The 20,293-nt window shown below is 72.7% G+C and carries 18 protein-coding genes; 8 read left to right on the top strand and 10 right to left on the bottom strand.

Annotated features, from left to right (window positions below; all coding sequences use genetic code 11):
• The first annotated feature begins 23 nt into the window (after positions 1 to 23).
• On the top strand, positions 24 to 950 hold the full coding sequence (locus tag OO54_RS37490; RefSeq protein WP_033211441.1) for a cyclase family protein: 927 nt from the start codon (positions 24 to 26) through the stop codon (positions 948 to 950).
• 166 nt (positions 951 to 1,116) lie between these two features.
• On the opposite strand, the gene OO54_RS37485 is transcribed toward OO54_RS37490, so the two are convergent.
• The 4 genes from OO54_RS37485 to OO54_RS37470 all read right to left on the bottom strand — a co-directional run bounded on the left by OO54_RS37485 (position 1,117) and on the right by OO54_RS37470 (position 5,152).
• Positions 1,117 to 1,560, bottom strand: a complete 444-nt coding sequence (locus OO54_RS37485; protein ID WP_033211440.1) for an ATP-binding protein — start codon at positions 1,558 to 1,560, stop codon at positions 1,117 to 1,119.
• Between the two features lie 351 nt (positions 1,561 to 1,911).
• On the bottom strand, positions 1,912 to 2,808 hold the full coding sequence (locus OO54_RS37480; protein WP_033211467.1) for an acyl-CoA dehydrogenase family protein: 897 nt from the start codon (positions 2,806 to 2,808) through the stop codon (positions 1,912 to 1,914).
• A gap of 5 nt (positions 2,809 to 2,813) precedes the next feature.
• Complete coding sequence (locus tag OO54_RS37475) at positions 2,814 to 3,950, bottom strand: acyl-CoA dehydrogenase (protein WP_017239413.1); 1,137 nt, start codon at positions 3,948 to 3,950, stop codon at positions 2,814 to 2,816.
• Positions 3,950 to 5,152, bottom strand: coding sequence for an amidohydrolase family protein (locus OO54_RS37470; protein WP_033211439.1), 1,203 nt, complete (start codon positions 5,150 to 5,152; stop codon positions 3,950 to 3,952). The genes OO54_RS37475 and OO54_RS37470 overlap by 1 nt, the downstream gene beginning before the upstream one ends.
• Before the next feature lie 158 nt (positions 5,153 to 5,310).
• Here OO54_RS37470 and OO54_RS37465 point away from each other — a divergent pair, with 158 nt between their 5' ends.
• Entirely contained in the window at positions 5,311 to 6,822 is a 1,512-nt protein-coding gene (locus tag OO54_RS37465) for a class I adenylate-forming enzyme family protein (protein ID WP_033211438.1), read from the top strand.
• On the opposite strand, the gene OO54_RS48930 is transcribed toward OO54_RS37465, so the two are convergent.
• Positions 6,791 to 7,306: an STAS domain-containing protein gene (locus OO54_RS48930; protein ID WP_106970175.1), complete on the bottom strand. Its 516-nt coding sequence runs from the start codon at positions 7,304 to 7,306 to the stop codon at positions 6,791 to 6,793. The genes OO54_RS37465 and OO54_RS48930 overlap by 32 nt on opposite strands.
• 180 nt (positions 7,307 to 7,486) lie before the next feature.
• Between OO54_RS48930 and OO54_RS37455 the strand changes: the two genes are divergently transcribed.
• Positions 7,487 to 8,068: a sigma-70 family RNA polymerase sigma factor gene (locus tag OO54_RS37455; protein WP_033211437.1), complete on the top strand. Its 582-nt coding sequence runs from the start codon at positions 7,487 to 7,489 to the stop codon at positions 8,066 to 8,068.
• The gene (locus OO54_RS37450; RefSeq protein ID WP_033211436.1) at positions 8,065 to 9,363 is read left to right on the top strand and encodes a maleylpyruvate isomerase N-terminal domain-containing protein; all 1,299 of its coding nucleotides are present in this window, start codon (positions 8,065 to 8,067) and stop codon (positions 9,361 to 9,363) included. Before OO54_RS37455 ends, OO54_RS37450 begins: the two co-directional genes overlap by 4 nt.
• Positions 9,364 to 9,923: 560 nt before the next feature.
• Here the strand turns inward: OO54_RS37450 and purU are convergent.
• Both purU and OO54_RS37440 read right to left on the bottom strand, forming a co-directional pair.
• Complete coding sequence (gene purU, locus OO54_RS37445; protein ID WP_033211435.1) at positions 9,924 to 10,775, bottom strand: formyltetrahydrofolate deformylase; 852 nt, start codon at positions 10,773 to 10,775, stop codon at positions 9,924 to 9,926.
• Between the two features lie 126 nt (positions 10,776 to 10,901).
• Positions 10,902 to 11,345 carry an SCO4402 family protein gene (locus tag OO54_RS37440; protein WP_033211434.1) on the bottom strand — a complete coding sequence of 148 codons (444 nt, stop codon included), beginning with the start codon at positions 11,343 to 11,345 and terminating at the stop codon, positions 10,902 to 10,904.
• A 203-nt stretch (positions 11,346 to 11,548) separates the two neighbouring features.
• Between OO54_RS37440 and OO54_RS37435 the strand changes: the two genes are divergently transcribed.
• Positions 11,549 to 12,847 carry an ABC transporter substrate-binding protein gene (locus OO54_RS37435; RefSeq protein WP_033211465.1) on the top strand — a complete coding sequence of 433 codons (1,299 nt, stop codon included), beginning with the start codon at positions 11,549 to 11,551 and terminating at the stop codon, positions 12,845 to 12,847.
• Between the two features lie 57 nt (positions 12,848 to 12,904).
• On the opposite strand, the gene OO54_RS37430 is transcribed toward OO54_RS37435, so the two are convergent.
• Entirely contained in the window at positions 12,905 to 14,377 is a 1,473-nt protein-coding gene (locus OO54_RS37430; protein ID WP_033211433.1) for a hypothetical protein, read from the bottom strand.
• Positions 14,378 to 14,532: 155 nt separating this feature from the next.
• Positions 14,533 to 15,915, bottom strand: a complete 1,383-nt coding sequence (locus tag OO54_RS37425; protein WP_033211432.1) for an NsdA family TPR-like regulatory protein — start codon at positions 15,913 to 15,915, stop codon at positions 14,533 to 14,535.
• A 269-nt stretch (positions 15,916 to 16,184) separates the two neighbouring features.
• On the opposite strand from OO54_RS37425, the gene OO54_RS37420 reads away from it, so the two are divergent.
• The 3 genes from OO54_RS37420 to OO54_RS37410 all read left to right on the top strand — a co-directional run bounded on the left by OO54_RS37420 (position 16,185) and on the right by OO54_RS37410 (position 19,471).
• The gene (locus OO54_RS37420) at positions 16,185 to 16,871 is read left to right on the top strand and encodes a bifunctional DNA primase/polymerase (RefSeq protein WP_033211431.1); all 687 of its coding nucleotides are present in this window, start codon (positions 16,185 to 16,187) and stop codon (positions 16,869 to 16,871) included.
• Between the two features lie 75 nt (positions 16,872 to 16,946).
• Complete coding sequence (locus tag OO54_RS37415; RefSeq protein ID WP_033211430.1) at positions 16,947 to 17,846, top strand: ABC transporter ATP-binding protein; 900 nt, start codon at positions 16,947 to 16,949, stop codon at positions 17,844 to 17,846.
• The gene (locus OO54_RS37410) at positions 17,843 to 19,471 is read left to right on the top strand and encodes a hypothetical protein (RefSeq protein ID WP_033211429.1); all 1,629 of its coding nucleotides are present in this window, start codon (positions 17,843 to 17,845) and stop codon (positions 19,469 to 19,471) included. The genes OO54_RS37415 and OO54_RS37410 overlap by 4 nt, the downstream gene beginning before the upstream one ends.
• Before the next feature lie 183 nt (positions 19,472 to 19,654).
• Here the strand turns inward: OO54_RS37410 and OO54_RS37405 are convergent, their stop codons facing one another.
• Positions 19,655 to 20,179: a hypothetical protein gene (locus tag OO54_RS37405; protein ID WP_033211428.1), complete on the bottom strand. Its 525-nt coding sequence runs from the start codon at positions 20,177 to 20,179 to the stop codon at positions 19,655 to 19,657.
• Positions 20,180 to 20,293: the final 114 nt, after the last annotated feature.

Below are 20,293 nucleotides of genomic sequence, written 5' to 3'. Positions count from 1 at the left end.
AAAACAAGACCCCGGAGGCCCCGATGTCTCTCCCCACCGCTTTTCACGAGATCGCCAAACGCGTCAACAACTGGGGCCGTTGGGGCCGGGACGACGAGATCGGCACCCTCAACCTCGTCACCGACGAGGTCGTGCGCGAGGCCGTCGCCACCGTCCGCACCGGCCGACGCGTCCCCCTCGCCGTCGACCTGAAGCAGGACGGGGTGCAGACCGGGATGATCCCCGGCCGGGTGAACCCGCTCCACGTCATGGTCCAGGTCAACCAGGAGCTCTTCGGCCCCGGCACGGTCGCCACCAGCGACGACGCCGTGACCCTCGGCCTCCAGGCCGGCACCCACTGGGACGCCCTGACCCACGCCTCGCACTCGGGCCGCATCTACAACGGCCGCCCCGCCGCCACCATCACCCCGCACGGCCGCTCCGAGTTCAGCGGCATCCACACCGCCCGGCACGTCGTGAGCCGGGGGGTCCTCCTGGACGTCGCCGCCGCGAAGGGCCTCGACCGGCTGCCCGGCGACCACGCCGTCACCCCGGAGGACCTCGACGAGGCGGCGGAGTTCGGCGGCGTCACGGTCCGCGCCGGCGACATCGTGCTCGTACGGACCGGTCAGATGCAGTCGTACCTGGCCGGGGACAGGCACGGGTACGCCTTCCCGTCACCGGGCCTCTCGATCCGCACGCCGGAGTGGTTCCACGCCCGTGACGTCGCGGCCGTCGCCAACGACACGCTCACCTTCGAGATCTTCCCGCCCGAGATCGACGACCTGTGGCTGCCCGTCCACGCGCTCGACCTGGTCGAGATGGGAATGCTCCAGGGACAGAACTGGAACCTCGAAGCCTTGTCCACAGCCTGTGCACAAGAACGGCGCTACGCCTTCCTGCTCTCCGCCATGCCGGAACCCTTCGTCGGCGGCACGGGCACACCGGTGGCCCCGGTCGCCATCCTCTGAGGCACCCGCACCTGCGGGTCGACGGGCGGCGGCGCGCTCGCGCGCGCCCCGAGCACGGCACGGCCGCCGCCACCCGGCCACGACCCGCACACGCCGAGGGCACACGGCCCTCGGCTCCCCTCGCCACGAATCGCTCACACCAGAGTGGGCAAAACGCCACGAATCGTCAACAGTGCACCCGGCCGGGCAACACCACGCCCTGCCCGCGCGAGGGAGCCACCGACACCCGGTCCACCTCGCACCAGATGCTCTTACCGGCACCTTCCGGCTGCCAGCCCCACCGGTCGGCCAGGCCGTCCACCAACTCAAGGCCGCGCCCGTTGGTGTCGTCGCCGTCCGCGTGCCGGGGCCGCGGCGGACGGTCGCTCGCGTCGGCCACCTCGACCCGCACCCCGCCCCCGGCCGCGAACAGCATCCGCAGCACGGCGGGACATCCCGTGTGCACCACGGCGTTGGTCACGAGCTCCGAGATGATCAGCACCAGCGTGTCGGCCAGCGGCTCGTCATCACCTATGCCCGAACCGGCGAGCCGTGACCGCGCCCACCTCCGGGCCCGACCGACCTCCGCCGGGTCGGGCCCGACCTCCAACTGCACCTGAAGCACCTGCACCGCTCACACCATCCGAACCGGCGGACACACCTTTACGGAACGTGATTCCCTTGTGGGACAGCATGGTTGACGTACAGTCACCGCAACAAGCGCTTCGGGCATATTCCAGCGCGAAGGAGTACGCATGGTCCATACTGTGCGACGCACGCTGCGGGTAGTCGAACGCCGAGCGCGAACGGCGGGCATTCCCGGACACGGGGCCACCCCAAGGGCGACACCGGGACGATCCGGGCCGACGTGCACGCGCATCCACGGAGAGTACCGGAGCCGGAGGCCGACTCCGGGCCGTGACGACCCCTCCGAAGGACACAACCCGATATCGACGCTCCGTCACGCATCGGACGCGCAGCGCTACAGGCCCGCCGCCACCACCTCCTCCGCCCGCGCCCCCGTCATCCCCAGCCGGGCCCGCACCCACGCCCTCTTCAGGTGCAGGTGCACGTCCGCCTCCCAGGTGAACCCCATCCCGCCGTACACCTGCAGGCAGTCACGGGCGTTCGCCGTGGCGGCCTCGTCGGCGAGGAGCTTGGCCCCCGCGATCTCCACGCCGTCCCCCGTCACGGCCGCCGCCCGCACGGCCACCCGCGCGAGCTCGGCCCGCACGAACATCCCCGCACACAGGTGCTTCACCGCCTGGAACCCCCCGATCACCTGCCCGAACTGCTCTCTCTCCCGCGCGTACGCCACCGCCATCTCGGTGGTCCGCCCGGCACTCCCGACCTGCTCGGCGGCGGTGAGCAGGATCCCCGTCGAAACCGTCGTGGGCAGGTGTTCCGCAGGGCGGAACGGGTGGGCGCGACCCCCGTTGCCGGGTACGCGGTGCAGTGGGGTGAGCGGATCGACCGACCGCACGGGCACCGCCCCCTCCGCCTCCCCCCGCACCACGTCCGCCTCGTCCAGCCAGGGCACCAGCCCCTCCGACGCGGAGGTCACCACGACAGCCCCCTCCGCGGCCCCCGGCACGACCCCCGCCGCGACGTGCGTGGCGACGAGCGGCCCCGGCAGCAGCGCCCTCCCCACCTCCTCGAACACGAGCACCGCCTCGGGCAGCCCGAGCCCCACCCCGCCGTCCTCCTCGGGAAGCCGCAGCGAGAAGAACCCGGCGGCGCCGAGCTCCCGCCACAGGCCGCGGTCGAGCCCCGGGGAGTCCACGGCGGCCCGCAGCGCGTCCCGGTCGAAGCGCCGCGCCAGCAGTTCCCGCACCCCCCGCCGCAGGTCCCGCTGGTCCTCGGTGAGTCGGAAGTCCATGACGGTCACCGGCCCTTCGGGAGGCCGAGGATGCGCTCGGCGACGATGTTGCGCTGGATCTGGGAGGTGCCGGCGGCGATCGTGTACGAGAGGGACGACAGCCGGTCGAGGGTCCAGTCGCGGTCGAGGTCGAGCGCGTCGGGGCCGAGGACGGTGGCGGCGGCCTCGTACAGCTCCTGGCGGGCGTGCGAGTAGTGGAGCTTGAAGACGGAGCCGCCGGCGCCGGGGACGCCGCCGGTCGCCTGGGCCTCGCTGACGTTGGCCTGGGTGAGCCGCCAGAGGGCCCGGAACTCGGCGGCGAGCCTGCCGAGCCGCCGGCGGAGGACGGGATCGTCCCAGGTGCCGTTCTTCCGGGCCGTACGGGCGAGTTCGCCGAGGAGGCGGCGGCAGGCGACGACCTCGCCGACGAAGGCGGTGCCGCGTTCGAAGGAGAGGGTCACCATGGTGACGCGCCAGCCGTCGTTCTCGTCCCCCACCCGGTTCCCTACGGGTATCCGGACCTCGTCGAGGAAGACCTCGGCGAACTCGGTGGAGCCCGCCAGGGTGCGCAGCGGCCGTACGGTGATGCCGGGCGCGTCCATCGGCATGGCGAGCCAGCTGATGCCCCGGTGCTTCGAGGGCGCGTCGGGGTCCGTGCGGACGAGGAGTTCGCACCAGTCGGCGACCTCGGCGTGGGAGGTCCAGATCTTCTGTCCGGTGACGACGTACTCGTCGCCGTCCCGGACGGCCCGGGTGCGCAGGGAGGCGAGGTCGGACCCGGCGTCGGGTTCGCTGAAGCCCTGGCACCAGACGTGGTCGCCGCGCAGGATCGGCGGCAGCCAGCGCTCCCGCTGCCCCGCGGTGCCTTCGGCGGCGATGGTGGGTCCGGCGTGGAGGAGGCCGACGAAGTTGGCGCCGACGTAGGGGGCGCCGGCGAGTTCGGTCTCCTCCAGGTAGATGAGCCGCTGGGTGGGGGACGCGTCCCAGTGGACGTCGGCGTATCCGGCGTCGTACAGCCGGCGCTGCCATCCGCAGTCGTACGCGCGCCGGGCCGGCCAGTCGAGCGGGTCGGGTCTCGGCGGGAGCGCGGGCAGGGTGGCGGTGAGCCACTCCCGCAGCCGGGCGCGGAACTCCTCCTCCTCGTCGGTGCAGGTGAGGTCCATCAGACGAGGCCCCGGTCGAGGTCGAGGCCGAGCATGCGGATGGCGTTGCCGCGCATGAGCTTGTAGATCGTCTCGTCGTCGAGGCCCCGGACGTGGTCGAGGGCGACCTCCTTGGTGTGCGGGAAGGTCGAGTCGACGTGCGGGTAGTCGGTCTCGAAGGTGGCGTTGTCCCTGCCGACCACGTCCAGCGAGGCGATGCCGTGCTTGTCGCGGAAGAAGCAGCAGAAGATCTGCCGGTAGTAGTACGTGGACGGCGGCTCGGGGATCAGGTCGCGGACGCCGCCCCAGGCGCGGTGCTCCTCCCAGACGTCGTCGGCGCGTTCGAGGGCGTACGGGATCCAGCCCATCTGGCCTTCGCTGTAGGCGAGCTTGAGCCGGGGGAACTTGACGAGGACGCCGCTGAAGAGGAAGTCCATCATCGAGGCCATGGCGTTGTTGAAGCTGAGGGAGGCCTGGACGGCGGGCGGGGCGTCGGGGGACGCGGCGGGCATCTGGCTGCTGGAGCCGATGTGCATGTTGACCACCGTGCCGGTCTCCTGGCAGACGGCGAAGAAGGGGTCCCAGTAGCCGGAGTGGATGGAGGGGAGTCCGAGGTGGGTGGGGATCTCGGAGAAGGTGACGGCCTTGACCCCCCGGGCGGCGTTGCGCCGGATCTCGGCCACGGCGAGGTCGATGTCCCAGAGGGGGATGATGCAGAGCGGGATGAGCCGGCCGCCGCTGTCCCCGCACCACTCCTCGACCATCCAGTCGTTGTAGGCGCGCACGCAGGCGAGGGCGACCTCCTTGTCGTGCGCCTCGGCGAAGGTCTGGCCACAGAAGCGGGGGAAGGTGGGGAAGCAGAGGGAGGCCTCGACGTGGTTGAGGTCCATGTCCTTGAGGCGGGCGGCCGGGTCCCAGCAGCCGCGCCGCATCTCCTCGCGCGTGATGCCTTCGAGGGTCATGTCGTCACGGTCGAAGCCGACGGCGGCGATGTTGCGCTTGTACGGGAACTTGAGGTCCTCGTAGATCCACCAGTCGGTGGGCGGGCCTTCGGGGTCCATCGTGATCTGGTACTTGCCGGCGACGTAGGCGAGCTCGCCGATGCCGGCCGTGAGGGGCCGGGGGCCCCGGTCGCGGTACTTCTTCGGGAGCCAGGTCTCGAAGAGGTGGGCCGGCTCGATCACGTGGTCGTCGACGCTGATGATGCGGGGCAGTTCCGTCATGGAGCCTCTCCCGGATTGGGCGGACCGCTCCCGGCCCGTTTCTGATGACCCGTCAGATCTGACGGGATCAGGCTAGCCCCGCACCCCTGGACCGACAAGCGTCGGACCTCTACGCTCACCGCACTATCTGACGCAACGTCAGCCAGGAGGAGTACGGGATGAACGACACCGCACACGCCCTGGGCGAGTCCCGCACGCTCTGGGAACTCGTCGAACGCCGGGCCGAGCTCACCCCCGACCGGCCCGTCCTGCTCCAGGGCGACCGCGTACTCACCTTCGGCGGCCTGCGGGACCGGGCCGAGCGGTGCGCCGCCGGGCTGTACGACAAGGGCGTGCGCGCCGGGACGGTCGTCGCCTGGCAGCTGCCCACCCGCATCGAGACGGCGGTGCTCACCTTCGCGCTCGCCCGCGTCGGAGCCGTACAGACGCCGGTGATCCCCTTCTACCGGGACAAGGAGGTCGGCTTCGCGCTGCGCGAGTCCCGGGCCGAGCACTTCGCGGTCCCCGGAGTCTGGCGCGGACACGACCACACGGAGATGGCACGGCGGCTCGGCGCGCGCGGGATCTTCGAGGCGTACGAGGACCTGCCCGACGGCGACCCGGCCGTCCTGCCGCCACCGCCCGCCTCGGGCACCGACGTCCGCTGGATCTACTGGACCTCCGGCACCACCTCCGACCCCAAGGGCGTGCTGCACACCGACCGCTCGCTCCTCGCCGGCGGCTCCTGCCTCGCGCACGCGCTGAGGCTGACCGCCGAGGACGTCGGCTCCATGGCCTTCCCGTACGCGCACATCGCCGGACCCGACTACACGGTGATGCTGCTCCTGTACGGGTTCCCCGCCGTCATGTTCGAACAGTTCGCGCTGCCCGACGCCCTGGACGAGTACAACCGGCACGGCGTGACCGTGGCCGGCGGCTCCACCGCCTTCTACTCGATGTTCCTCACCGAACAGCGCAAGCAGCCCGACAAGCCCGTCATCCCCACCCTGCGGCTGCTCGCGGGCGGCGGCGCGCCCAAGCCGCCGGAGATCTACCACGCCGTACGGAAGGAGCTGGGCTGCCAGCTCACCCACGGGTACGGCATGACCGAGGTCCCCATGATCACCATGGGCGCGCCCGACGACACCGTCGAGAACCTCGCCACGACCGAGGGCCGCCCGCCGGCCGGCATGGAGATCCGCATCACCGACGACGGCGAGGTCCGCCTCCGGGGCGAGGCCGTCTGCCAGGGCTACCTGGACCCGGCGCAGACGGCCGCCGCCTTCGACGAGGACGGCTTCCTGATCACCGGGGACGTCGGGCACCTGACCCCGACCGGCCACCTCGTCCTCACCGGCCGGATCAAGGACATCATCATCCGGAAGGGAGAGAACATATCGGCCAAGGAGATCGAGGACCTCCTCCACCGCCACCCCGACGTCGGCGACGCGGCCGTCATCGGCCTCCCGGACGCCGAACGCGGCGAACGCGTCTGCGCCGTCGTCGAACAGCCCCCGGGCGCGGCCCCGCTGACCCTGCCCGCCGTCACGGCCTTCCTGCGGGAGGCGGGCCTGTCCGTCCACAAACTGCCGGAGCAGCTGGAACTGATGGACGCCCTCCCCCGCAACGAGACCCTGCGGAAGGTGCTCAAGTACCGGCTCAGGGAGCGATTCGGTCCGGCGGCCCCGTGAGCGCCCCCGGCACGTCCTCGTACACGTCGAAGAGGCGCCGGACGCCGAGCGCGGACAGCACCCGGTCCACGTGACCGTCCCCGAGGCCGGCCGCCTCCCCGAAGCCGCCTCCGTCACCGGCGCTGCCGGTGCTGCGGGTGCTGCCGCCGACTCCGGTACTTCCGGTGCTTGGGGTGCTTGGGGTGCTTGGGGTGCTTCCGGTGCTTCCGGTGCTTGCGGTGCTTGCGGCGCCGCCCGGGAGGATCAGGCGGAGGCGGCCGCCGCAGGAGCGGAGGAGACGGCGGGCGGCGATCAGGACGCCGACGCCGCTGGAGTCGCAGAACCGCACACCCGACAGATCGACCACCAGGTCGTGCCGGCCGCCCGCGACGGCGTCGTGGACGCTGCGGCGTATCCGGGGAGAGGTGACCAGGTCCAGTTCTCCCCGCACCCGCAGGACCGTCCAGGAGCCGTACTCGTCCTCGTCGACCTCGATCGCTGTCACGGACGCCGCCTGCCCCGTCGGACCGGGCCGAAACCCGCGTTCCCGGGGATGACGCGTTCCTTACCATCCACACCCGCGTCAAGGGCGCACTTGCGGCAAACAGACGTACGCCGTCGGTGCGGCGCACTACTTTGGAAAGAGAAAGGGCGGGATCGGAGACCGGGAGGGGCGGAGGGTCGGATGGCGATGGACACACCACCGCGCTGGGACCGCAAGATGCAGCAGCGGCTCGCGCGCGGCGAGGCCGCCGCCCTCGGCGAGCTCTACGACCGGTTCGCCGCCCTGGTGCACAGCCTCGCCCACCGCGTCCTCGACGACGACGCGGCCGCCGACCAGGTCACCCGCGAGGTCTTCGGCTACATCTGGGAGAACCCCGACGCCTACGACCCCAAGCAGGGCAACATGCGCTCCTGGGTCGCCCGGCTGACCCAGCGGCAGGCCGTCCACCGGCTCCGGCAGGCCGAGGCCACGGCCTACGCGGAGACGGGCCAGGGATCCGCCGAGGAACTGGAACAGAAGGTGCGCCGCGCCTCCGTCGCAGCCCGCGCCGACTACATCGTGACCTCCATGCCCGCCCCACTGCGGGCCGCCCTCGAACTCGCCTACTTCCAGCGCCGCGACTACCGCCAGACCGCCGCCGACCTCGGCGTCACCGACGACGAGGCCCGCCGCCGCCTGCGCCTCGGCCTCCAGCTCCTCTCCACCGCCAACACCCGCCCCCTCGGCGGCTCCTCCCCGCCCGGCTACGGACCCGCCCTGTGAGCACACCCCACGGCGACCCCGACGACCTCGCCCGCGCGCCCTGGATACCGGGCCCGCGCCAGGCGGCCGACGACCACGCCGACCTGGAGGCGGCACCGGGCGCGGACACGGTCCTCCCCGGTTTCGAAGCCTCCGGCGAACCCGGGCCCGCGCCCGAACCCGCCGAGACCGAACCCGCCGAGACCGAAGTGCCCGTACTCACCCACGGCGTGCTCAAGTCCCTGCTCGGCGCGTGGGCGCTCTCGGCGTGCTCCAGCGGGGAGACGAAGGCCGTCGAGGACCACCTCACCTCGTGCGCGCCCTGCGCCGACGAAGCCCTGCGACTGCGCGACGCGGTCGCGCTGCTCCACGAGGACCGCGACCTCGACCTCGACCCGCTGCTCCGCTCCCGGGTCCTGGAGAACTGCCTGGGCCGCCGCCCCGCCCGCATCCCCGTCCCCGAGTGGGTCACGCCCTACGACGCCGAGACCGCCCGGCTCGACGCGCTCCTGCGTGACATCGGCGAATCCGAATGGCACGCGCCCGTACGGCTCAAGTGGTACGAGGAAGACCGCGTCGTCCGCCGCAAGGCCACCGTCGCCGGAGTCATCGGCCACCTCCTGGCCGTCGACGGCCTCGTGTCCGCCGCACTGGGCCTGACGGACCCGCTCGGCACGGGCGTGCCCGAGCTGTCACCGGCCGAGCGGACCGAGGCGTTCTGGGCGGGACTCGACCGGCCGCCGAACCGGGCCCTGCGCGACCCCTGGCGGGAACAGAGCCACACCCTGATCCGCACGGTCTCCTTCGCCGGACGCGGAGTCGCCGACCTCACCGTCACCTACAAGGACTTCGCCCTGCCGCTCCGCGACTCGCTCCTCGAGCGGGCCTTCGAATGCTGGGTCCACGCGGACGACATCGCCAACGCGGTCGCCTACCCCTACGCCCCGCCCAGCGGCGCCCACCTCCACGGCATGATCGACCTGGCGGCCCGCCTGCTCCCCGCGGCCCTCGCGACCCGTCGCCGCGCCGGCCTCGCCTCACCCGCCCGCCACCTCGTCGCCGCGGGGACACCCGGCCGCTCCCTCCACCTCGAAGTCGAGGGCGCGGGCGGAGGCCACTGGTACATCCCCCTCGACTCCCCCGCCGCGGTCGGCTCCGCCGAACAATCCGTCGCCCAGGTCGCCATGGACGGCGTCGAATTCTGTCAACTCGTCGCCGGCCACATCTCCCCCGAGGAGGCCGCCGCGGGCCAGGACGGCGACCGCGAAGCCATCCGCGACGTCCTCTCCGCCGCCGCCTCCCTCAGCCGCCTCTAGCCGAGCCCCGCCCGTTGCGGGCTGCGCCCGCGCCCCTCCGCTGTGGGCGATCGTTCCGCCGGGGCGGAGCCCACCCCCGCGCCTGCGCCCCGCGTTGTGGGCTGCTCCCCGCCTCCTTGTAGGCAATCGTTCCGCTGGGGCGGTGCCCACCCGCAACCCCCGGCCCCGCCTCGTTGTGGGCAATCGTTCCGCTGGGGCGGTGCCCACCCCCGCGCCTGCGCCCCGCGTTGTGGGCAATCGTTCCGCTGGGGCGGAACGGGTGGGCACAACGGACGGCGCCCCTTGAGGCGCCGCCGAGGGCGCCGTCCCGTGTCCCCCCCCGTCCCGCCCCAGCGGGACGATCGCCCACACGGCGGTGGGCGAAGGCCCACACGGCGGAGGGCGAAGGCCCGCACGGAGGTGGGCGACGGGCGGGGGCCCGCACGGGGGTGGGCGACGGGCGGGGGCCCGCACGGGGCGGGGGCCCGCACGGGGCGGGGGCGCAGGCCCACACGGGTGCGGTGGGCGCAGGCCCGCACGGCGGTGGGTGCGGGGCCGCATGGTGGGGGGCCGCTCGGGGGTCAGGTGAAGACGACGGTGCGGCGGCCGTTGGGGAGGATGCGGCGTTCGGCGTGCCATTTGACGGCTCGGGCGAGGGCCTGGCATTCGACGTCGCGGCCGACCGCGACGAGCTGGTCGGGAGTGACCTCGTGCCCCACGCGTTCGACCTCCTGCTCGATGATCGGGCCTTCGTCGAGGTCGGCGGTGACGTAGTGCGCGGTGGCGCCGATGAGCTTGACGCCCCGGGCGTGGGCCTGGTGGTACGGCTTGGCGCCCTTGAAGCTGGGGAGGAAGGAGTGGTGGATGTTGATGATCCGGCCGGAGAGTTCCTTGCAGAGGTCGTCGGAGAGGACCTGCATGTAGCGGGCGAGGACGACGAGCTCGACGTCCTGTTCGCGGACGAGTTCGAGGAGCTCGGCTTCGGCGGCGGCCTTGGTGTCCTTGGTCACGGGGATGTGCCGGAAGGGCACTCCGTAGGAGGCGACGAGTTCGGCGAAGTCGGTGTGGTTGGAGACGACGGCGACGATCTCGACGGGCAGCGCGCCGATCCGGGAGCGGAACAGCAGGTCGTTCAGGCAGTGGCCGAACTTGGAGACCATGAGGACGACCCGCATGGGCTCGTCGGCGAGGTGGATCTGCCAGTCCATGGCGTAGGAGTCGCCGACCGCCGCGAAGCTCGCCCGCAGCTTGTCCACGTTCACCGGCGCCTCGGCGGAGAAGTGGACCCGCATGAAGAAGAGACCCGTGTCCCGGTCTCCGAACTGCTGGCTGTCCTCGATGTTGCACCCGGTGATGAAGAGGTAGCTCGACACGGCGTGCACGATGCCCTTTTTGTCGGGGCACGAGAGGGTGAGGACGTACTGATCGGTCATTCCGGCAGCCTGCCATACCGGGAAGCGCCGGGTGAGCCCCCGTCCGGCAGGCGGAACGGTTCGCGGACGGTTCGCGAGCACCGCGCGGGTGGTGCGCGAGTCGGGCGCGAGCGGAGCGGCGGCCGTTCAGGACCGGGTCATGATGCGGATCACGTCGAGGGTGCGCGGGGGTGCGTCGGGGTCCTCGCCGTCGGCCTGCGCCATCCGTACGTGTGCCTCACGGGCGGCGCGTACGGCTTCGGGCCAGCCGTGGTGTTCGAGGTAGGCGGAGACGGGGGCGTCGGGTCCGACCTGGTGCATGATCCGCAGGACGCGGAGGACGGCGACGTCGACGAGGGCGGCCTCGCCGGCGTCCCGGAAGACGGCGCCGACGTATTTCTCGGCGGACCAGTTGTCGAGCCAGGTGTCCTCGACCAGGCGGTAGACGGCGTCGGTGACGTCGCCGTACCCGTCGAGGCCGGCCAGCCAGGTCGTCTCGTGGAACCCGGGATCGGAGAGCATGTGCAGCGCCGAGCGCACGTTGATGCGCCAGCGCCACCACGGCATGTCGTTGAGCGGCATGCCGCCCATGGTGGAGGAGCGACGGCCGCGACGGGAAGAGTTAACCGAACCGGAGACTGGACTGGACACGTTTCGATCGTACGTTCCCTTGCAAAATAAGCGGACTCACCCCCTCCTCATCGAGACCCAGCCCCCGTAATTCACCTTCACGTCACCCACCGTTGAACCGTGCTCACTCCCGCGTTACCCGTGAGGCGGAAATGTGCATGCCCATGACCGGTAGGCGACTGACCTCACTCCTCGCGTACGTCACGACCGCGGCGACCGGAGCGTCGCTGCTCACCGGGTGCGGCGTGCTCCCTGGGGCCACGGGGGGCTCCAGGGAGCCCGTCACCGTGATGACCTGGGCGCCCGACCAGACCCGAGCGACCAACATGCCCGGAATGCCCGCCATGGCACAGGCCTACGCACGGTGGGTCAACTCCCAGGGCGGCCTCGACGGCCACGAACTGCGCGTCATCACCTGCAACGAACAGAACACCTCCGCCGGCGCCGCCGACTGCGCCCGCCGGGCCGTCCGCGAGAACGCGGTCGCGGTCGTCGGCTCGTACAGCCAGAACGGCCGGGCCTTCATGGCGCCGCTGGAGGCCGCGGGCATCCCGTACATCGGCGGCTACGGCATCTCGGAGGACGAGTTCACCAGCCCCCTCTCGTACCCCGTCAACGGCGGGCAGGCCTCCCTCATCGCCGGGCACGGCATGCAGCTCGCCGAGTCGTGCCGCAAGGTCTCGCTCGTCCGACCCGACACCATCGCCGGCGACAAGCTCCCCGGACTCCTCAACTCCGGCCTCCGCAAGGCCAGTCACCGCAGCGCGATCGACATCCCGGCCCTGGAGGACGCCGCCGAGTACTCCCAGCAGGCCGACCGGGCCCGCGCCAAGGCGGGTCGCGAGGACGGCTGCGTCACCGCCGTGCTCGGCGAGCGCACCCAGACCTTCTTCGACTCCTTCCGGCGCCTCCCGACCGGCGCGGCCGACGGCGACGCGAAGGGCGAGGAGGACGGCAAGGACGGCAAGGAGCCCGCCGTCCGCATCTCCTCGGTCCTCGGCAGCGTCGGCCAGCCCGTGATCGACCGCACGGGCGGCGCCCACAGCCCCTTCGAGGGCGCGTACGTCACCGGCTGGTACCCGGAGGCGGCCGACAAGAGCTGGGCGCCGATGCGCAAGGTCATCCAGGAGCACGCGTTCGCCGACAACCGGGTCGACCCGGCCGACGCCGGCGTCCAGACCACCTGGATCGCGTACACGGTCCTCAAGGAGGTCGTCGAGGGCCTCGACCAGGACACGATCACGGCCTCGAAGATCAGTCACGCCCTCGACCGGGGCGCGCGCATCGACACCGGCGGCCTCACCCCCACCCTGCGCTGGAAGTACGAGGACCTGCTCGGCGCTCCCGGCTTCCCCCGGATCGTCAACCACGAGGTGACGTTCCAGGTGGTCCGCCAGGGCCGGCTCGTGGCGCAGAAGCCCGGCTTCGTCGACGTCGGCGAGACCGTCCTCAGCGCTCCCTGACCCACCTGGCGCGGCCCGGATCCCCGGGCCGCGCCGGCCTGATCGGCAGGGCCCGCCCTACAGCTGGGAGTAGGTCCGCTTCTCCAGTCCGTACTTCGCGGCGGTCGGGTTCCACAGCCCGGCCGCCTCCTTCTTGGCGGTGGTGGCCTCGCCGCTCTTCGCGTCCCCCGCGACCCGGTGGTTGGTCGAGCGGGCCCTGCCGTCCTTGCAGGCCTTCTTGGCCTTCATCTGGTCGGCCCAGGCCGCGTAGTGGTCGTCGGCGGAGGCCGACGCCTGCCAGGCCTTGGTGAGCGCCGCCGTCAGCGCCGCGTTGTCCGGGATCTGGTCGACGGACAGCGCCTGGAGCTTGGTGATCAGTCCGCGGCGCTGCTCGGCGGCGCCCCGCAGGTCGTTCGCGGCCTGGTCGAGGTTCTTGCACTGGTTGATGGACGCGACCGAGCTGATCACCGTCTCCCGGCTGCTGCTGCTGGTCGCGAGCAGCTTGCTGAGCTCCTGCGCCTGCGGCTCCGCCGGGTCGGCCGGCTTCTCGGAGGACGTCGCTCCGCCGGAGGGCGCGGCGGAGCTCGCCGCGACGTTCTGGCCGCCCTTCTTGGGGTCCTTGTCCTCGTCCCCGCCGCTCAGCAGGGCCCCGGCGCCGAGGCCGACGACCGCGCAGCCGATGACGACGGCGGCGATCAGCGCGACCGGCGACTTGCGGCGCGGCTCGGGCTCGTCGTCGTAGTAGGCGTCCTGGTAGCCGTACTGCTGCTGCGGGGGCTGCGGCGGCTGGTAGCCCTGCTGCGGGGCCTGCTGGTGCTGCTGCCGGTACGCCGGCGGGGCCGGCTGCTGGTAGCCCTGGGTCGGCTGCGGCGCCCGGGGTGCCTGCGGCGCCTCGGTGCGGAAGAGGCTGTCGAACTCCGCGGGAGGCTGCCGCTCACCGGGCACCTGCCCCGGTACGGGGGCGATGTACTGGGTCGCGTCCGACGCGCCCGCGACCCCGGCACCCTGTCCGGGTCCCGCGCCCTGCCCGGGGCCCTGCTGCGGGAGCGGGCCCGTGCCGAGGAACTGGGTCGCCGCGCCCCCGCCCTGCTGCGGCGGCACCGGGGCCATGAACTGCGTGGCCTGCATGTCCCCGGCGGCCGCGGCGGCCGGCGGCGGGTACCCGTACCCGGGCTGCGGCGCCTGCACCGGCGGCATCGCGCCCGGGACCGGCGCGATGTGCTGGGTCGCCTGCATGTCGGCGGCGGCCGGGACACCCGGCTGCGGGTAGCCGTACCCGGGCTGCGGCGGCGCCTGCTGCGGGAAGGCCTGCGGGGCCTGGGGCGCCTGCTGGGGCGGGATCGGCGGCAGGTACTGCGTCGACTGCATGTCGGCGGCGCCCGGCGCCGCCTCCGGGGGCAGCGGCTGCGCGGGCGGCAGCGGCTGCCCGCCCGGCTGACCGCCGGCGGGACCCCAGGCGCCGTCCCACGGCTGCGCTCCCCCACGGGCACCGTCGTGCGCGGGGGGCACCGCCGGGTACTGCGGCTCCGGACCCTGTCCGTTCTGCGTCACCGGGACTCCTACTGATAAACCTATGGAATCGTCGGCTCACGCTACCGGGTGCGCCCGGGCCTCCGCACACACGTGTGAGGCCGGTTACACAACCTTCCTGCGTCACGACAAGATCCGCTCCCGGCCCGATCGGCGGGACACCCGCCGGACAGGCCCTAGGCGGCCGCGAGGTCCATCCGCGCCTCGAACTCCCGCACCACCGCCTCCCCCGCGTACGGCTCCAGGCGCTCCCTCAGATCCTCCAGGTACTCCACGCCACGCGACGACCGCAGCGTGCCGAGCAGTTCGAGCGCGCGCGTCCCCGTCCGGCAGGCCTGCTCGACCTCGCGCTGCTGGACCTGCGCCGACGCGAGGAGCGCGAGGCCGATCGCACGCCGCCGCGCCCGCGTCTCCGGGTGCCCGGCGATCGACTCCTCCGCCGCCCGCGCCGCCGCGTCGGCCTGCCCCAGGTCCCGGTGGCAGTGCGCCAGTTCGTCCGCCAGGTACGCGTGGTCGAAGTGGGCGATCCACACCGGATCGTCGCCCGACTCCGGATCGGCCTGCTCCAGGGCCCGTACGGCACGGCCCGCCGCCGCGTCGAAGGCGACGGCGTCCCCGAGCAGCGCGTGGCCCCGCGCCTCGGCCGCGAGGAACATCGCCTCCGCCCGCGGCGGCACCTTCCCGCGCGCACCCTCCTGCGCGGCCCGTGCCAACTGGGCGATCTCCCGGGGGTTCCCGAGCTGCGCGGCGAGGTGGCTCATCGAGGCGGCCAGCACGTATCCGCCGTAGCCCCGGTCGCCGGCCGCCTGCGCGAGGCGCAGCGCCTGGATGTAGTACCGCTGGGCCAGGCCGGGTTCGCCCGTGTCCACCGCCATGTACCCGGCGAGCTCGGTCAGTCGCGCGACGGCCGCGAAGAGCTGCCGGCCCACCGCCTCCCGGTAGGAGCCGGACAGCATCCCCGAGACCACGCTGTTGAGGTAGTGCACCACCACCGGGCGGACGTGCCCGCTGCCGAACCGCCGGTCGAGGTCGACGAGCGCGCTCGTCATCTCCCGTACCGCCGCCACGTCCGCGACCCCGACGCGGGCCCCCGCGTGCCGGGCCACGTGCGCGTCCGGGACCGTGATCAGCCAGTCCCTGCTGGGCTCGACGAGCGCGGAGGCCGCCACCGCGGAACCCGAGAGGAAGTCCCGGCGCCCCACGTCGCTGCGCCACAGCTCGCAGACCTGCTCGATCGCCCCGGGCACCGTCGGCGCGAACTGGAGGCCCACCCCGGCGGCGAGGTTCCGGCCGTTGGCCATGCCGACCTCGTCGATCGTGACCGTGCGGCCCAGCTTGCGGCCCAGCGCCTCCGCGATGATGCCGGGGGCCCGGCCGCGCGGCTGCTGCCCGCGCAGCCAGCGCGCCACCGACGTCTTGTCGTACCGCAGGTCGAGGCCGCGCTCGGCGCCGACCATGTTGACCCTGCGGGCGAGGCCGGCGTTGGAGCAGGCCGCCTCCTGAATGAGCGCCTGGAGCCGTTCGTTGAACTGACGCGGAACGAGTGGCCTGGCTGCCATGAGTACCCCCTGAGGCCGTGCGGCGATCACCGAAGAAGTGATCACTGCCCGGTGGATATCCGGTCAATGCCGATGTGAACACGCGAAACCGGACACGTCGGCCGCGCGGATGAAACCACCCCGCCGCCGGCGCCCCCACCTGTGCGTACCCACCCCCGCTCCCCGGCCCTCCACGCGCCCCCGCGAGTGCACCCATGCGCCCCGCGTGCAGGATCGATGCGTCAACACGGCCGCCGCCGCGCCCGTAACCCCAGGTGGCGGGGGGAGTTGTGCTCACCGTGGAAGAGACCATCGGAGTCACGGAAGCCGCACAGATCCCCCAGCAGCGAGGCGAGCAGCTACTGGACAGCGCCGTGCGGTACGCGGAAGAGCGGCACTGGGACGTGTTCCCCGGGACCTGGCTTGAGGCCGTCGAGGGCAGGGAGCGCTGCTCCTGCGGCGCGGAGGCGTGCGCCGTCCCCGGCGCCCACGCGGTCAAGCCCGACTGGTCGACCCAGGCCACCGGCAGCGGGGTCGGGGCGCGGCGCATGTGGTCGAAGACACCGAAGGCGTCGATCCTGCTGCCGACCGGCCGGACCTTCGACGCGATCGAGGTGGCCGAGTCCGCCGGGTTCCTCGCGCTCGCCCGCATGGAGCGGATGGAGCTGACGCTCGGCCCCGTGACCTGCACCCCGGACCGCCGGATGTTCTTCTTCGTGCTGCCGGGCGCCGCCGCCAAGGTGCCGGACCTCGTCCGCAAGCTGGGCTGGACGCCGACCGCCATCGACCTCGTCACGCGCGGCGAGGGGTACTACGTGGCGGCCCCGCCTACCCGGATCGGCGGCTGCGGCGCGGTGCAGTGGGCGCGCCGCCCCACGCCCGCGAACCGCTGGCTGCCGGACGCCGAGGAGTTGATCAGCGCCCTCGCGTACGCGTGTGGCCGGGAAGCGGCGGAGGCGAGGAGTCGCACGTCGTGACCCTGGGGGCCGGTCGACCTCGCCCGTAGGGTGTTCCCGTAAAGATTACGGGGACAACCGAAGGGTTGACGGACCATGCCTGACCAGGCATTTGACGGAGCGTTCGAAAAGGCGGGTGCCGCAACGGGCACCGCACCGGCCGCCGGTGCGGTGCCCGCCGTGCGTATCGAGGGGCTCTGGAAGCGTTTCGGCCAGCAGATCGCGGTGAACGGGATCGATCTCGTCCTGCCCGCGGGGAAGTTCATCGGGCTCGTCGGGCCCAACGGAGCGGGCAAGACCACCACGCTCTCCATGATCACCGGCCTGCTCCGGCCCGACCACGGCCGCATCCTGGTCGCCGGACACGACGTGTGGGCCGACCCGGAGTCGGTCGCTGAGGTCAAGGCGCGCATCGGCATCCTCCCGGAGGGCCTGCGGATGTTCGAGCGGCTCTCCGGCCGCGAACTCCTCGCGTACAGCGGCCGGCTCCGGGGGCTGCCGGGGGCCGAGGTCGACAAGCGGGCCACGCAGCTCCTCGACGTACTCGACCTGACAGGCTCGCAGAACAAACTGGTCGTCGACTACTCGACCGGCATGCGGAAGAAGATCGGCCTCGCCGCCGCGCTCCTCCACAACCCCGAGGTCCTCTTCCTCGACGAGCCCTTCGAGGGCGTCGACCCGGTCTCCGCGCAGACCATCCGCGGCGTCCTCGAGCGGTACACCTCCTCCGGCGCGACCGTCGTCTTCTCCAGCCACGTCATGGAACTCGTCGAGTCCCTCTGCGACTGGGTCGCCGTCATGGCCGCCGGCAGCATCCGCGCCCAGGGCCCGCTGGCCGAGGTGCGCGGCTCGGCCCCCTCCCTCCAGGCCGCCTTCCTCGAACTCGTCGGCGCCAACGGCCGCGCGGCGGCCGGGGACTCCCTGGACTGGCTCGGCGGCGGGGCGGGACCGGCCGCCACGGGCGCCACCGGCGCGACGGGCGGGGTCGAGGGATGAGCGCCGTCACCACCCCGACCGCTCCCGCACCCTCGCTCACCTCCGTCTTCGTACGGCTCAAGCTGTCGCTGCTGCGCAACGGGCTGCGCCAGTCGGGTGGGCGAACCGCCGCGTACCTCTCCACGATCGTCTTCGGCACCGTCTTCGCCGCGGCGATAGTCCTGGCCTTCGTCCTGATGCGGGGCAGCGCGGACGCCGACAGCATCGCGATCCTCGTCACCGGGTTCGTCGCGCTCGCCTGGGCGGTGATGCCGCTGTTCATCCCGAGCGGCGACGAGACCCTCGACCCGTCGCGGCTCGTGATGCTGCCGCTGCGGCCCCGGCCGCTGGTCAGGGCGCTGCTCGTGGCCTCCCTCGTGGGCATCGGCCCCGTCCTCACCCTCATCCTGGTCCTCGGCGCGGCCCTGTCCGTCGCGCACGGCGCCGCCGGCACCGTCGTCGCCGTCCTCGCCGTCCCGCTCTCGGCGGTCACGTGCGTGGCCCTGTCCCGGGCCGTGGCCGCCGCCAACGTCCGGCTGCTCACCTCCCGCAAGGGCCGGGACCTCGCGCTGCTCAGCGGCCTGGTCATCGCGGTCGGCATGCAGCTCGTGAACTTCGGCGCCCAGCGCCTCGGCCAGGCCGGCGGCCTGGAGTCGCTCGAACCGGCGACGGCCGTCGTCGGCTGGCTGCCGCCGGCCGCCGCGATCGGCGCGGTGGACGCCGCGAGCAAGGGCGACCACGCGGTCGCGGCGGCCCGGCTGCTGCTCACGGCGGCCGCGCTCGCCGCGCTCGTGTACTGGTGGCAGCGGAGCCTCGTACGGCTGATGGTCGAGCCCGACGGCTCCACGATCGGCGCGGCCTCCGACGCGGGCACCCGCGACAAGTCCGACGGCGCGGGACGGCTCGGCCGGCTCCTGCCGGGCGGCCGCACGGGCGCCGTCATGGACCGCAGCCTGCGCTACATCGGACGCGACCCGAAGACGAAGGCGGCCTGGGTGACCTCGCTCGCCATCGGCCTGATCGTCCCGATCTTCAACGCCTTCCAGGGCACGGGCTCGATCTACTTCGCCTGCTTCGCCTCCGGCATGCTCGGCATGCTCATGTACAACCAGTTCGGCCAGGACGGCTCGGGCTTCTGGATGGTCGCCCAGACCATCTCGACGACCGCCGACGCGTATGCCGAACTCCGCGCGCGTGCCCTCGCGATGCTCGCCATCACCCTGCCGTACACCGCCCTCGTCACGGCGGTCACCGCCGGCATCCTCGACGACTGGTCCCGGCTCCCGGAGGCCCTCGGCCTCGCGCTCGCCCTGCTCGGCGCGATGACCGGCACCGGCGCCGTCACCTCGGCGGTCTTCCCGTACTCGATCCCCCAGGACAGCGGCTACAAGAACGTCGCTCCCGGCCAGGGAGCCCTGGCCTGGGGTTCCATCCTGGGCGGCATGATCATCGGCGGTCTCCTCTGCGCCCCGCTCATCGGCGCCAACGTCTACCTCCACGTCTCCGACCAGCACTCCCTCCTCTGGCTCCTCCTCCCCGTCGGCGCCCTCTACGGCTGGCTCCTCGTCCTCGCGGGCCTCAAACTGGCGGCCCCCCGCACGGCGAACCGCCTCCCGGAGATCCTGACGGCGGTCAGCAAGGGCTGACCCACCCGCAATCACCCCCTGCCCGTACGGCCCGATGGCTCAATGGCCCGATGGCCCGATGGCCCGATGGCCCGCTCATCGTCTGAGCGGGCCATCGGCGTGCGGAGGGGGAGGAGGAAGGGAGGGGAAGAGAGAGAAAGCGATTAGGGGGGCTGGCGTCCTGGAGATCCGGTGGCCGCGCGGTCAGTGGCCGCCCAGGCCCGGGAGGCAGGTGCCGTCGAGCGTGCGGCCGGTGACCTCGGCCGCGGCATGGCCCTCACGCCCCATGGTGCCGATGACGCAGACCTTGCCCGAGCCGCCGCCGACGAGAGCCTCGGGCCGCCGCAGTTGCCGGTACTCGATCCTGTCCGGTTCGAGGCCGAGGGCGGTGGCGGCCGCCGCCACGATCTCGGCCTCGCCGACCGGCTTGCCCGCCAGGCCCTCCAGTGCCTCGGCCAGGGCCTCCGCCTTGCCCTGCGCCCCGGCGCGCTGCTCCGCCGTGATCTCCTGCTCCCGCCGGTAGCCGTGGTTCTCCTGGTACTTCAGGTTCGGGTCCTGCGAGATGCACGGCGTCCCCGGCGGGAGCCTCGGCTCCTGGGGGCTCGGGCAGTACCGCATGCTGTCGCGCGGGTCGTCGGCGACGGCGAGGGCGTAGCCCCCGGCCAGCATGGCGACGGCGACGAACAGGAGCGAACCGATGACGGCGGTACGGGAACGTTGACGGCGCATGCCCCTCATCCTGCGGGAGGGAACCGAACCACCGGGCGGCGCACCGTAGATGTGACCGAGCCGTAGCCCGGGCGCGGTCGTGGTCGCGGCTCGCTGTACGTGGTCACGGTCGTG

It is taken from the genome of Streptomyces wedmorensis (assembly GCF_000716445.1).
GTDB classification, from domain to species: Bacteria; Actinomycetota; Actinomycetes; order Streptomycetales; family Streptomycetaceae; genus Streptomyces; species Streptomyces wedmorensis.
Note: the sequence above shows the minus strand (reverse complement) of the source record. Positions and strands in the feature narration are given on the sequence as shown.

Bases quoted from the DNA above. Each gene is read 5' to 3' on its own strand.
- OO54_RS37415 (WP_033211430.1), top strand. From the start codon at position 16,947: ATGCCTGACCAGGCATTTGACGGAGCGTTCGAAAAGGCGGGTGCCGCA.
- OO54_RS37480 (WP_033211467.1), bottom strand. From the start codon at position 2,808: ATGGACTTCCGACTCACCGAGGACCAGCGGGACCTGCGGCGGGGGGTG.
- OO54_RS37425 (WP_033211432.1), bottom strand. From the start codon at position 15,915: ATGGCAGCCAGGCCACTCGTTCCGCGTCAGTTCAACGAACGGCTCCAG.
- OO54_RS37475 (WP_017239413.1), bottom strand. From the start codon at position 3,950: ATGGACCTCACCTGCACCGACGAGGAGGAGGAGTTCCGCGCCCGGCTG.
- purU (WP_033211435.1), bottom strand. From the start codon at position 10,775: ATGACCGATCAGTACGTCCTCACCCTCTCGTGCCCCGACAAAAAGGGC.
- OO54_RS37440 (WP_033211434.1), bottom strand. From the start codon at position 11,345: ATGGGCGGCATGCCGCTCAACGACATGCCGTGGTGGCGCTGGCGCATC.
- OO54_RS37405 (WP_033211428.1), bottom strand. From the start codon at position 20,179: ATGCGCCGTCAACGTTCCCGTACCGCCGTCATCGGTTCGCTCCTGTTC.
- OO54_RS37455 (WP_033211437.1), top strand. From the start codon at position 7,487: ATGGCGATGGACACACCACCGCGCTGGGACCGCAAGATGCAGCAGCGG.
- OO54_RS37465 (WP_033211438.1), top strand. From the start codon at position 5,311: ATGAACGACACCGCACACGCCCTGGGCGAGTCCCGCACGCTCTGGGAA.
- OO54_RS37410 (WP_033211429.1), top strand. From the start codon at position 17,843: ATGAGCGCCGTCACCACCCCGACCGCTCCCGCACCCTCGCTCACCTCC.
- OO54_RS37435 (WP_033211465.1), top strand. From the start codon at position 11,549: ATGACCGGTAGGCGACTGACCTCACTCCTCGCGTACGTCACGACCGCG.
- OO54_RS37470 (WP_033211439.1), bottom strand. From the start codon at position 5,152: ATGACGGAACTGCCCCGCATCATCAGCGTCGACGACCACGTGATCGAG.
- OO54_RS37490 (WP_033211441.1), top strand. From the start codon at position 24: ATGTCTCTCCCCACCGCTTTTCACGAGATCGCCAAACGCGTCAACAAC.